General features: G+C 61.7%; 12 protein-coding genes. 1 reads left to right on the top strand and 11 read right to left on the bottom strand.

The window, feature by feature from the left end; all coding sequences use genetic code 11:
• Positions 1 to 55: 55 nt before the first annotated feature.
• The gene (locus CLU90_RS24505) at positions 56 to 2740 is read right to left on the bottom strand and encodes a TonB-dependent receptor (RefSeq protein WP_092714799.1); all 2685 of its coding nucleotides are present in this window, start codon (positions 2738 to 2740) and stop codon (positions 56 to 58) included.
• 388 nt (positions 2741 to 3128) lie between these two features.
• Between CLU90_RS24505 and CLU90_RS24500 the strand changes: the two genes are divergently transcribed.
• Positions 3129 to 3869, top strand: coding sequence for a GntR family transcriptional regulator (locus tag CLU90_RS24500; protein WP_034759852.1), 741 nt, complete (start codon positions 3129 to 3131; stop codon positions 3867 to 3869).
• Positions 3870 to 4059: 190 nt separating this feature from the next.
• Here CLU90_RS24500 and CLU90_RS24495 read toward each other — a convergent pair whose 3' ends face one another.
• From CLU90_RS24495 to rpsP, 10 genes are all read right to left on the bottom strand, one after another.
• The gene (locus tag CLU90_RS24495) at positions 4060 to 5523 is read right to left on the bottom strand and encodes a carbon-nitrogen hydrolase family protein (protein WP_092714797.1); all 1464 of its coding nucleotides are present in this window, start codon (positions 5521 to 5523) and stop codon (positions 4060 to 4062) included.
• Positions 5520 to 6338 (bottom strand): AraC family transcriptional regulator, encoded by an 819-nt coding sequence (locus tag CLU90_RS24490; RefSeq protein WP_092714795.1) that lies wholly within the window; start codon positions 6336 to 6338, stop codon positions 5520 to 5522. The genes CLU90_RS24495 and CLU90_RS24490 overlap by 4 nt, the downstream gene beginning before the upstream one ends.
• A gap of 78 nt (positions 6339 to 6416) precedes the next feature.
• A complete protein-coding gene (locus CLU90_RS24485) occupies positions 6417 to 6866 on the bottom strand; it encodes a CBS domain-containing protein (RefSeq protein ID WP_092714793.1) in 450 nt (149 codons plus the stop codon).
• 81 nt (positions 6867 to 6947) lie between these two features.
• Complete coding sequence (locus CLU90_RS24480) at positions 6948 to 7283, bottom strand: DUF3579 domain-containing protein (protein WP_092714791.1); 336 nt, start codon at positions 7281 to 7283, stop codon at positions 6948 to 6950.
• A 204-nt stretch (positions 7284 to 7487) separates the two neighbouring features.
• A complete protein-coding gene (locus CLU90_RS24475) occupies positions 7488 to 8447 on the bottom strand; it encodes a CobD/CbiB family protein (RefSeq protein ID WP_092714789.1) in 960 nt (319 codons plus the stop codon).
• A 97-nt stretch (positions 8448 to 8544) separates the two neighbouring features.
• On the bottom strand, positions 8545 to 9204 hold the full coding sequence (locus CLU90_RS24470; RefSeq protein WP_092714787.1) for a CoA pyrophosphatase: 660 nt from the start codon (positions 9202 to 9204) through the stop codon (positions 8545 to 8547).
• 81 nt (positions 9205 to 9285) lie between these two features.
• Positions 9286 to 9669, bottom strand: coding sequence for a 50S ribosomal protein L19 (gene rplS / locus CLU90_RS24465; RefSeq protein ID WP_035825414.1), 384 nt, complete (start codon positions 9667 to 9669; stop codon positions 9286 to 9288).
• A gap of 132 nt (positions 9670 to 9801) precedes the next feature.
• Positions 9802 to 10548 carry a tRNA (guanosine(37)-N1)-methyltransferase TrmD gene (gene trmD / locus CLU90_RS24460; protein ID WP_092714785.1) on the bottom strand — a complete coding sequence of 249 codons (747 nt, stop codon included), beginning with the start codon at positions 10546 to 10548 and terminating at the stop codon, positions 9802 to 9804.
• Between the two features lie 50 nt (positions 10549 to 10598).
• Positions 10599 to 11156, bottom strand: coding sequence for a ribosome maturation factor RimM (gene rimM / locus CLU90_RS24455; RefSeq protein ID WP_034759867.1), 558 nt, complete (start codon positions 11154 to 11156; stop codon positions 10599 to 10601).
• Positions 11157 to 11169: 13 nt separating this feature from the next.
• Complete coding sequence (gene rpsP / locus CLU90_RS24450) at positions 11170 to 11421, bottom strand: 30S ribosomal protein S16 (RefSeq protein ID WP_076567307.1); 252 nt, start codon at positions 11419 to 11421, stop codon at positions 11170 to 11172.
• Positions 11422 to 11690: the final 269 nt, after the last annotated feature.

Here is an 11690-nt window from a genome sequence, read left to right as displayed (position 1 = left end):
AAAAGACCGAGGAAGACCGGGCCTGACGCGGGCGCATCAGGCCTGATCGTCGTGCTTACAGTTTGGCGCGCAGGCCCAGGTAGAAGGTACGGCCGTTGCTATAGAAAGCGCGTGGCTGATCCTTGTTTTCCGCGTACATCTTGATGGTCGTGTTCGTCAAGTTAAGCGCATCGAACGTGATCGTGAAGTGTTCGTTGATCTTGTAGTTGAGCGAACCGGCCAGGCCGCCCGCGCCGGCAACGTGCTGGCTGGCGCCACGGTCCACGCCCGCCTTGTAAGCGGAACGGTAGTTGTAGGCCAGGCGTGCGCTGAGGGCGTTGGCTTCGTAGAAGGCCGTCAGGTTGTACGTGCTGCGCGATGCATTGACCAGTTCATCACCATTGTCCAGCTTGCCGTCGGCATAGGTGTAGTTGGCCAGGATGCCGAAGTCGCCGAACAGCGGTTGCTGGTAGCTGAATTCCGCGCCCTTGTTCTTGCCGCTGGTATTGAATGGCGACGTGATCTGGTACACGGCATTGGCATTACGCTTGCTGTTGAAGTACGTGGCGTTGACGGTACCGTTCGACACGACCGATTTCAGGTCCATGTAGAACAGGCCCACCGAGAAAGCCGACTTCGGTGCGAAATACCATTCGGCGCTGACTTCGGCGTTGTCCGACTTGACCGGGTTCAAGTTGACGTTGCCGCCGCTGCCGCTCAAGGCGTCGTCGTTCAGCGATACCGAACCGCCCAGCGCGCTGTAGTCGGGACGGGCGATGGTGCGGGCCACGGCGGCGCGCACGACCAGGTCGTTGCGCACGTCGAACTTGATGTTGGCGCTCGGCAGGTAGTCGTTGTAGCTGCGCTCGTACAGATGCTGCGAGTACGCACCCCAGTCGGAACCGGTGATCGGACCGCCGGCCTGGTTCACCAGGGTCGACTGCTTGGTGTGGACGGCGCGCAGGCCGAAGTTACCGCTCCAGTTGTCGCCCGTCAGGTTGGCCATGGCATAGATGGCCGAAGTTTTTTCCTTCAACTTGAACTCGTCGGTCCAGTTATGGCGGCGCACGTAGTCGAACAGGCGGTTGCCCGGTGCGGCGCCCCAGGCACCCAGTGCTGAACCGTCGTACTTGAAGTAGTTGCTCGACAGGTTGCCGCCCAGGTCCTTGGCGAAGTCGCTCGGGTACATCGTGCCATTCCAGGCAGGGCCAGGATTGGAGAAGCCCAGGGCGCCCGGACGGGTTTCAAACGGATGCTCGGCATCGCGCTTGTGATCGGTCAGACGGCCACCGAACTTGACCGAATCCCAGATACCGGAAGACAGGCGCAGCTCGGCATCGATCTGCGCATATTTTTCCTGATCGACGGAACGCGATTCGCCGCCGCCGGCCCATGCCGTCGAACCTGGCTTGGTGGTGGTGCCGCCCGGATAGGAAACGCTGGCAGGGCTCAAGCCATTCAGTTGATACACCATGCCGCCATCGACGTTGTTCTGGTAGTACACATCGTCGCGGTCATAGCCGACGCCGTGGGTCTTGCCCAGTTTACCCGTCAGTGTCAGGTCCTTGGTGGCACGGTACTTGAAGTTGAAATCGAGATAGTAGGATTCGCCGCCAGCATCAGGACGGTAGATATTATCGACCTCGCCTGCGTTCTTGGCGAAGGTGGCGCCGGTCAGCGTGCCATTCTTGACCGTGTAGTTGGTCGGCACCTGGCCCGTCGACACGCCTTTGTCGTCCGTGCTGTTGATCGAGTTGGCAGGCGCGGCCAGCCAGTTGGTATTTTGATGCGGCGCCTTCAGTTGCGAGTAGAAGCCGTTCACGTCCAGGGTCAAGTCCTTGCTGGGCTTGAATTCGACGTCGAACGCGCCGCCTTCGCGGGTTTTCTTTTGCTCGAACAGGCTGGCGCCGATAAAGGTCGGCACTTTCACGCCGGCCAGTTCAGGATGGGCCTTGGCCGCGTTGCTGCCTGCGGCGATCGGCGTGTAGCCGAGGATTTCCTGGCCATCGCGGCGCACGGTCGATTTTTGCGAGAAACCCTGCACCATGATGCCCAGGGTATTCGTGTCATTCTTCCAGTTCACCAGGCCGGAGAACTGCGGATCGGTCTTGCCGGCCAGGTCGTTGTGGAAAGCCTGGATCGAACCTTCCGCCGTGATCTGGTTCTTGAATTCCAGCGGACGGCGGGTGATCACGTCGATCACGCCCGAGACACCGCCTTCAGGCAGGTCCGCCGTGGCGCTCTTGTGCACGACAACGGAACTCACCAGTTCCGATGGCAGCAGGGAAAAGCTGCTGCTGCGGCCGACGTTGCCGCCGAACTGGTTCAGCACGAACCAGTCGCCCGTGCTGATGGCGTGGCCGTTGAACAAGGTTTGCTGGAAGCTGGGGCTGGTGCCGCGCAGGCTGACGCGGTCGTTTTCGCCGAAGCCGCCTTCGCCACCGGCGGACGATTGGGTATTCACACCTGGCAGGCGCTGGATCGCGTCAGCCACGTTACGGTCTGGCATCTTGCCGATATCTTCGGCGGTGACCACTTCCACCACGGAATCCGCATTACGTTTTTGCTTCAGCGATTTTTCCAGCGAGGCACGCACGCCGGTCACCGTCACCACGGTGGCCACGTCTTCGGCGGCTGCTTGCTGCGCCTGTGCCGAAAAGGACAGACCGGCGACCATCACGGCAACGGCCGCAGCGATCGGCGTACGGCTACGCGAGCCCGATTTCACGACGGCAGCTGCAGGTGTCAAATTGCGTTTCATGTACTCCCCCTTGATTTAGGCTCCAGGATTGGAACCTTTTCATTTTTAACGTAGGTCTTCTTTCCAGCCCGCCCATTCTTGCCAGCACGCTGCAGACCCTTCGGCACAACCACTTACAAAACCAATTCAACGCCAATATACTACTATCCAATACCAGAATACTACCAGTTGCAACTTTTTTTTTATAACGTTGTTTGAATCACACAGACCACTTCAGCTGAATCAATCTATAGCCCGTATGGCCGGGGTAAATACCAGCGAGGGCAGGTATAAATTGCCGGCCTGATAATTCAAATTGGTTTTACAACGGTCTTTTTTGGTATTATCCAGCGACACAAAACAGATACAGAGCGCGTCTGCAACGCGCCGTAACGGAGACCCTCAGCGTATGACAACCCTGGCTCACATCATGCAAGGCCTGGGGCAGACGAGCAGTCTGCCCCTGTACCAGCAACTGCAGCGCGCGCTGCGCGAAGCGATCGACAAGCGCATCCTCGGCCCCGACGAAGCCCTGCCGGCCGAACGCCAGCTGGCCAGCGACCTGGCCGTCTCGCGCATCACCGTGCGCAAGGCCATCGATGGCCTCGTCAACGAGGGTTTGCTGGTGCGCCGTCCCGGCTCGGGCAATTTCATCAATACGCGCATCGAGAAAAACTTCGCCAAACTGACGTCGTTTTCCGAGGACATGCGGGCGCGCGGACGCACGCCGCGCAGCGTGTGGCTCAAGCGCGCGGAGGGCACCGTGACGCCGGAAGAGGCCCTGCGCCTGCGGCTGTCGCCGGGCGCGCCCGTGTACCGCTTCCACCGTATCCGCTATGCGGACGAGGTGCCGATGTGCCTCGAGTACGCGACCATCGTCGCCAGCTGCCTGCCGGCACTCGACGCCGTCGACGTATCGATGTATGACGCGCTGGAACAGGCGGGCAACCGGCCCGTGCGCGCCTTGCAGCGGCTCAGCGCGCTTTTATTGACGGGGGAGCAGGCCAGCCTGCTGCAGGCGGAGGAAGGCGACGCGGGCTTGTCGGTGGAAAGGCTGGGCTTTTTGCGCGATGGACGCGCCGTGGAATTTTGCCGCTCCTACTTCCGCGGCGATATGTATGACTTCGTGGCGGAATTAAGTACCAATTAATACCAGTTTCACGCATTTCTCAATACCAGAGAAAACCACTTATTGCAGTGCAATATATAACGGGCATCGCGCCTGTATATGCACTGCAATGGTGAAATGGTGATCGGCCATTATATGGCTGCGCCGCGAATAATATGAAAATGCACGCGCCAGCTGTTTTTTGTGCTCCGCAGCAAAATAGATAATCTCGTCAGGTGGCGGGCGCGGCGCGGCGGCCGACGCACAGCAAAAGCACGCCCAGCGCCACGCACGACCAGCCGAACAGCGGCCCCAGCCATCCTGCCCGGGTGGCGACGGACGGGTGTGCCGGCAGCGGCGCCAGCAAGGTGCCGCCCGGCATGGCGCTGCTGGCCCGCTCCGCCAGCACCCGTCCATACGCATCGCTGACCGTCAGCACGCCCTCGCGCGCCGCGCGCAGCACGGCATAACCGTTTTCCACGCCACGCACCACCGTCATGCGCGCCCCCATCCAGGCGTCGAGCTGGAAATCCCAAGCCGGTACCAGCATCGTTTGCGCGCCGGCCGCGCCATACGCCTGCCCCAGGGCAGCGAAATGCATGTCCTTGCAGATGGCCAGGCCCATGGCCAGCCCCTCCACCGGCTGCACGGCATACGTGCTGCCGGCAAGAAACTCGCGCTCGGGCGGCGCCAGATGGTGTTTTTGGTAGCTGACGGGCGCGCTCCCATCGGGCGCGAACAGCCAGGCCAGATTGCGCCGGCCGGCAGCGTCCTGCACGCCGATACCCACGGTGATCCACGCGCCCGTGTCGCGTGCCAGCGCCTGGAAACGCCGCCGCACGGCGTCCGCCTGCGCGGGCGCCAGCACGGCGATCTTTTCCGGCAGCAGCACCAGCCTGGCGCCCTGCCCCGCCAATCGTTCGACATGGCGCGCGTACTGGTCCCAGATGGCTTGCGCGCGCGCCGGCGGCGTGGCCGGACCGATAAAGTCATCGATGGCCACGAGCCCTGCCAGCGGGCCGGTTGGCGCCGGCGCACCGTGCACGCGCCAGGCGCCGCCGGCGAACGCGGCCGCCAGCAGCAACACGGTCATGCCCGCCGCTGGCGCATACGCGCGGCCTCCCGCCAGCAGCAAGGCCAGCGCGGAGGGCGCCAGGCACAGCAAAAACAGCAGGCCAGGCACGCCCGCCAGGGCCGTCACCTGCAGCACGGCAACGTTATCGGCTTGCGAATACGCAAGACTGCCCCAGTTACCGTCCGGCAGCAGGGTCGCCATCAGGGTATCGATGGCCACCCACAGCACGGGATAGGCCAGCACCGTCCAGGGTGCCCGGTAGCGCAGCACGAGGCGCCGCGTGGCCAGCACCACCAGCATCCACAACAGTGCCTTGACGAGCATCACGACCAGCACGGCCGGCAAGGGCATGAGCAGGCGGAAATAAGTAAAGTTCGATGACAAGCCCAGCATGGCGGCCAGCAACGTCATCCAGGCCGCATCGCGGCGCGACGAACGCAGGGCCAGCCACAGCACGGGCAGCGGCGCGCACCAGGCCAGCGGGCCCAGCGGCTGCGGCCCCAGCACCCAGTACAGGGGCAAGCCCGCCGCCAGCGCGGCGGCAATTTGCAACAGACGCTGGCGCAGCGCGGCGCCACCGGCGAACAGGGCTGGTGCAGACAAGGTATTGAGCATGCTCATGCTTTCAAGGGGAGCCAGATTTCCACGCCGCCGTTGCCGCTGGTGGGATCGAAATGCCGGTCGTAGCGTTCGAAGTCGGGCGCGTCGGCCACTTCCAGGCCCGACTGGGGCAGCCACTCGTTCCACACCGCATGCCAGGTGGTGCGGATGGTGGAAATATGCCCGCGGTGCTGGAACACGGCATAGCGCTGCGGGACGATGCGCAGCCGCATCCAGTCGTCGGGCGCCTGGGAGAAGTCGCTCACCGGCATGGCGCAAAGGTAATCGAAATTGCCTGCGTCGTCATTGTTGCAGCACACGCCATACACCAGCTGGCCGGGCGCCACATGGGGCAGGAAGCGTTGCCACAGGGCGGGAATGCCGGCGGCCGTTTCTGCGCGATACCGTTCGACGAGGCCCGCCACGAGCAAGGCGGGTCCCTGTTCGAAACGGGGCGCTTCCAAAGGCATACCCCGCGCCACATCCATCTTGATGGCGTCGACCAGCGCGAGGTTGGCGACGTGGCGCCGGGCCCGCACCTTTTCCGGCGTGACCTGGAACTGGTCGCGAAAGGCCCGCGTAAATGCTTCATGGGAACTGTAGCCGGCCTGCAGCGCGACGGCGAGGATGTCTTGCGCGCCCTGGGCCAGCGCGCGGGCCGCCTCGCTGAGCCGGCGCGCCCGCACATAGCGCATCACGGAGTGGCCCGTGGCCAGGCCGAACGCGCGCGTCAGGTGACACGGTGAAGCGCCGCCCACGCGGGCGATATCGCCGAGCGAGATATTCTCCGCATAATGCGATTCGATATACCAGAGTGCCTTGGCCAGAGTGTGCATGAACGCTTCCCGTTGAACGAGCAGCGACTGTAGCATTTTCAGGCAGGCGTGACTTGACCGGAATTGCGCAATGCAGGCCTACTTTCTGGTGCGCTTTTCATGTACGAGCTGGCCGCTGCTGATGCGTGCCAGTTCGGCCATTTCCTGGGCCAGGAAGGCAAGCAGGTCGTCGATGCTGACGACGCCGGAAAGCGCGCCCAGGCTATTGACGACGGGCAGGCGGCGGATGCCGTTAACGCGCATGCGTTCGATGATGTCGTAGACGTCTTCGTCTTCGCTGGCCGTGAGCAGCTGCTCGCTCATGATGTCGCCCACCAGCAGGCTGGCGGGGTCGAGGCCCAGGGCGATGACGGAAATGACGATGTCGCGGTCGGTGAGGATGCCGATGGGGACGCGCTCGCCGTTCGGCTGTTCGGCCACGATCAGGTCGCCCACGTGGTGCTGGCGCATCAGCAGCGCCGCGTCTTGCACGCTGGTGTCACGCTGGCAATGGATGGTATGCAGGGTACAGATGTCGCCGATGCGCATGTCGCCACTCCGTTAGAGGCAGAGTGTCCACGCTACGCCAGTCCGCCGTGGCGGGTTTGAGGCAAATCAATTGAAACGATCTTACTTATCTTCGGGGGGCGGCAGGAAGCAGGCTTCGACGATCTGCAGGTCGTTATCCTTGGCAAATTCGCGCACGAAGTGAAACGCCATCGGCTCGATCTCGCGCAGCTTGGTGTTGACCACCACCGACTTGACGCCATTGACGACGGTCGGGCGCACGTAGGGCGAATACTGGAGGTGCGCATTGCGCCCGCCGCCTTCGGGATTGAAACAGGACATCACTCCACAAAGGCGCTCGGCCCAATCGCTGGGTCGGAATTGCTTGCCATTGCTGGTGAGACCAAGGATGAAGAACTCGTCTGAGAGTTCCCCTGTTTTTTGAGATAACTCGGCCATGTGGCTTGTCGGGACTGGATTGCGTGAATGGCCCCGGCGGGTAGGCCGGGCTGGTAATTCAACTACGTTTGCTGCGGTAAGCCAGTATTATATCTTATAGAAGACTTGGGTTCTACCTCGATCTGCCCTGACGATGCAAACAGGGGCCGGCACGCTTGCGCGCCAGCCCCTATTTTAACCCTGTTCCACGCGCCAGGCCCCGCGTCAGCCGAGGAAAACGGCGCCCGACATCAGCAACAGCAGCAGCATCCACAGCAGCAAGGCGCGCCACACAAGGCCGACCGTGCTCTGCAAGGCGCGCGCGCCCGGCTCTTCGCCGGGCAGGATATCGCTTTCGCTGTCGCTGTCATCGACGGCCATGTCCGGCGTGACGAGCACGCGGGCCGCCGTTTCCGCTGGCGTGCCCAGGCGTACGCCCATGGCGCCGCCGCCGGCCGTCAGGATGATGCCGATGGCCTCGTCCTGCCAGCGCTGGGCGAAATTGCGCCAGGCATAGATGGCGTCCTCGAAATTGCCGACCACGGCAAATGCCACGGCCGTCAGGCGCACGGGAATCCAGTCGATCCAGTAAAAGGCGCGCGCGGCGAACTGGCCGAACGCTTCATTGCGCATGTGCTCGGGTTCGTTCCAGGCGCGCGCCAGGTATTCGGCCACGCGGTACATCACGGCGCAGGCAGGGCCCAGCGGCATGAGGAACCAGAAAAACACGCCAAAGACATTGCGGTGCGTGGTGACCAGGGCTTTTTCCACGGCGATGCGGGCGATTTCGCTCGCTTCCATGCCCACCGTGTCGAGCTTGGTCCAGTCGGCCAGCAAGGTGCGCGCGGTCGCTTCGTCGCCGGCGCTCAGGGCCAGCTGGATGGAGGTAAAGTAATGGCTGTAGTGACGGAAGCCCAGGGTCAGGTAGACGATGAGGACGTTCCAGGCAAAGGCCAGCAGGGTCAGCTGATAATGCAGCAAGAGCCAGTAGATGCCTGCCGTCGGCACCATCAGCACGCCGATCATGAGGAACCAGCCCATGCGGCCGTGGTTGGCGTGGCCGGCATTGAACCAGGTCTCCATGCGCATTGCCAGGCTCTTGATTTCGGCGTAGATCGGATTGTCCGCGCGCAAAGGTTTGAGCTGCTCGATCAGCAATGCGCAAAGTATGGAGAGAAATGTCATCAAACGTCCTTTTTGTCTTTTTCAGCAATACCGCAATGCCCGCTACGATAGCGCAGTGCAGTGCTGGAATCAAACTTATTACGTGCGGGGCGCCATTTTACGCGCGCAAGAGGTGAAACAGATTGCGCAGCATGCCGGCGGTGGCGCCCCAGATATAGAAGCGTTCGTAGGGCATGGCGTAGAACGAGCGCCGCCCGCCGGGCAATTCCACCGACAGGCGCTGATGGTTGAGACCATCCATGAGGAAGGCCAGCGGCACTTCGAAGATTTCCGCCACTTCGGACGGGTCGGCGCGCAGCTCGAACGGCGGCGTCACCAGGCCCACCACGGGCGTGACCTGGTAGCCGGTGCCCGTCAGGTAATCGGGCAGGCAACCGAGCACCTCGATGTGCTCGCGCGCCAGGCCCACCTCTTCTTCCGTTTCGCGCAGGGCCGTGGCGACGGGCGACGCATCGAAAGCTTCGCTGCGCCCGCCGGGAAAGCTGACCTGGCCCGCATGGCTGCTCAGGTGGTCGGTGCGCAGGGTCAGCAAGATGGTCAGGCCGTCCGGGCGCTGCACGAGCGGAATGAGCACGGCGGCGCGCACGGGCACGGCGCGGGCGGAAAGAAAATCCTGGGTAATCTCGGGCTGCCAGTCGGGCTGTTCGGCCAGGCGCTGGCGCAGCCACTCGGGCGTCAGGCGCGCGGCGTCCAGCGCCGCTTCGCCGGCGATCGAATCGATGGCTAATTGTTTTGGATCAAATGCAATGGTGGCCATGGCAGCTTGCCTCAATAGCAATTCAGAATAAAAAAAGGGGCACCATCAGAGGCACCCCTTTTTCCAACGCAGACGCTGATATTACGCGCTTGCTTTCGCCACAACGCGGCGATTTGGCAATTTTTCTTTGATACGCGCCGATTTACCCGAACGCTCACGCAGATAGTACAGCTTGGCGCGGCGAACGTCACCACGGCGTTTCACTTCGATCGAAGCGATCAGCGGCGAGTACAGTTGGAACGTACGCTCAACGCCTTCGCCGGACGAGATCTTGCGAACGATGAAGTTCGAGTTCAGGCCACGGTTACGACGGGAGATAACGACGCCTTCGTAAGCCTGGGCGCGCTTGCGCGTACCTTCGACTACGTTGACGCTGACGATAACGGTATCGCCTGGTGCGAAGTCAGGAATCGATTTACCCAGACGGGCGATCTCTTCTTGCTCTAATTGTTGAATCAAGTCCATTTTTAACACTCCGAAAACCATCATGCCGGCGCACTGTGGATAGCAAGTATCCGCCCGGTAGAGGATGGGTATTACCAATTTGGGCAACATGCCCGGCACTACTGGCCACCCTGCCGGCCGTCCGAAGACGGCCTACAGGCTGGCCAAGAATTGTTCGTCGGCCTTGCTAAGCAAGCCGGCGGCGCGCGCACTGAGCAAGAGGTCAGGCCGCTTTGTCGCGGTCGCTTCCAGCATGCGCTGGCGGCGCCACTTGACGATCTCGGCATGATTGCCGCCCATCAAGACGGGCGGCACGGCCATGCCTTCATATGTTTCCGGCCGCGTGTAGTGCGGCGAATCGAGCAAGCCATTGACGAAGCTGTCCTCGATGGCCGATGCCTCGGTGTTCAAGACACCCGGCAACAGGCGGATCACCGCATCCATCAGCGCCATGGCAGGCAATTCACCGCCCGACAGGACGAAGTCGCCGACGCTGATTTCCTCGTCGACGCAACGGTCCAGCAAACGCTGGTCCACGGCTTCATAGCGGCCGCACAGGATCACCAGACCAGGTTCGGCTTTCAGCTGCGTGACGCGCTCGTGCGTCAACGGACGGCCTTGCGGCGACATGAACACCACGCGGGGCGCCACCAGGCCGAGATCGGTCTGGCGTTGCTTCGCGGCATTAATTGTCGCTTCGAGGGGACGGGCCATCATCACCATGCCAGGGCCGCCGCCATAGGGGCGGTCATCCACGGTACGGTGATTGTCGGTCGTGAAATCACGGGGATTCCACAGCGACAAGCCACATTTCCCCTGCTCGAAGGCGCGCCGGGTCACACCCGACTGCGTCAGCGCGGCAAACATTTCCGGGAACAGGGTCACGACATCAAATTGCATCGCTCACCATCCTGAAAACATTGCCCGGCGCAAAATTAAGCGCAGGCGGTTTAATAATCGAGGCCCCAGTCGACCGTGATCTTGCTGGCAGCCTTGTCAACGTTAATGACAAACTGGCCGACAAACGGGATCAGGCGCTCAGGCGCCTTTTCAACGGTCTCATCGGCAGTGGCGACGGGCGTAACGCGCAAGATCGACTGCGGACCGTTGCTCATCATGTCGTGCACTGTGCCGAGGCACTCGCCTTGCAAATTCTCGACTGTCAGTCCGATCAGATCGGACCAATAAAATTCATCGGCCGTCAGCGTCGGGAAATGGCTACGCGGAATTTGCACAGAGACGCCTTTCAGCGCTTCTGCGGCATCCCGCCCGACCACACCCACCAGCTGGGCCACGACGTCGCCGCCGTGTAACTTCGCTTGCCTGACTTGAACATCATGCAAGGTCGGTTTATCAAACCACCAGGTTTTGACGCTTAATAATGCATCCGCGTCGTCGGAGAAAGGAGTGATCCTGACTCCGCCAGCAATGCCATAGGCACCGGAGACATAGCCTACCTGTACCAGGTCATCGGGGACTTTCACCCCGGATGCAGTCTTGACCGTCAAACCAGTGATCTAATTAAGCTGCTGCTTTGCCGTTGCTGGCAACCAGACGAGCAACGGTTGGCGACAATTGTGCGCCAACGCCTTGCCAGTAGGCCAGACGGTCTGCGGTGATACGCAGTGGGACTTCGCCACCTTGCGCCATCGGGTTGTAAAAACCGATACGCTCAATGAAGCGACCATCGCGGCGATTGCGCGAATCAGTAGCGACGATGTTGAAGAACGGGCGCTTCTTGGCGCCTCCACGAGCTAAACGAATAACGACCATAATATTTCCAAAAAGTGTGCTGAGGCGGAAAAAGCCGCAAATTATAGCGCGCTTTACCGCCATGCAGCAAGCGTTATGATGACGGGCGTGTAATTTGGGCTAATCAAACATTATGACCAGTCATGGCCGAAGACGCAATAGGCGCGTGCGTCTATCGTGCCGCCGATGCCACGCCCAGGCGGCGACCAGGCCATGATATTGCGCGACAGCATCGCCTGAACACGGCACGAAAGTGCTATCGTTGCGGCAGGCAATGACCGATACTGGCA

This window comes from Janthinobacterium sp. 67 (assembly GCF_002797895.1).
Taxonomy (GTDB): Bacteria; Pseudomonadota; Gammaproteobacteria; order Burkholderiales; family Burkholderiaceae_D; genus Janthinobacterium.
The sequence above is the reverse complement of the archived record's forward strand: the minus strand, read 5'-3'. Positions and strand labels throughout refer to the sequence as shown.

Coding starts and splice junctions, on each gene's coding strand:
- CLU90_RS24505 (WP_092714799.1), bottom strand. CDS start 2,740: ATGAAACGCAATTTGACACCTGCAGCTGCCGTCGTGAAATCGGGCTCG.
- CLU90_RS24500 (WP_034759852.1), top strand. CDS start 3,129: ATGACAACCCTGGCTCACATCATGCAAGGCCTGGGGCAGACGAGCAGT.
- CLU90_RS24495 (WP_092714797.1), bottom strand. CDS start 5,523: ATGAGCATGCTCAATACCTTGTCTGCACCAGCCCTGTTCGCCGGTGGC.
- CLU90_RS24490 (WP_092714795.1), bottom strand. CDS start 6,338: ATGCACACTCTGGCCAAGGCACTCTGGTATATCGAATCGCATTATGCG.
- CLU90_RS24485 (WP_092714793.1), bottom strand. CDS start 6,866: ATGCGCATCGGCGACATCTGTACCCTGCATACCATCCATTGCCAGCGT.
- CLU90_RS24480 (WP_092714791.1), bottom strand. CDS start 7,283: ATGGCCGAGTTATCTCAAAAAACAGGGGAACTCTCAGACGAGTTCTTC.
- CLU90_RS24475 (WP_092714789.1), bottom strand. CDS start 8,447: ATGACATTTCTCTCCATACTTTGCGCATTGCTGATCGAGCAGCTCAAA.
- CLU90_RS24470 (WP_092714787.1), bottom strand. CDS start 9,204: ATGGCCACCATTGCATTTGATCCAAAACAATTAGCCATCGATTCGATC.
- rplS (WP_035825414.1), bottom strand. CDS start 9,669: ATGGACTTGATTCAACAATTAGAGCAAGAAGAGATCGCCCGTCTGGGT.
- trmD (WP_092714785.1), bottom strand. CDS start 10,548: ATGCAATTTGATGTCGTGACCCTGTTCCCGGAAATGTTTGCCGCGCTG.
- rpsP (WP_076567307.1), bottom strand. CDS start 11,421: ATGGTCGTTATTCGTTTAGCTCGTGGAGGCGCCAAGAAGCGCCCGTTC.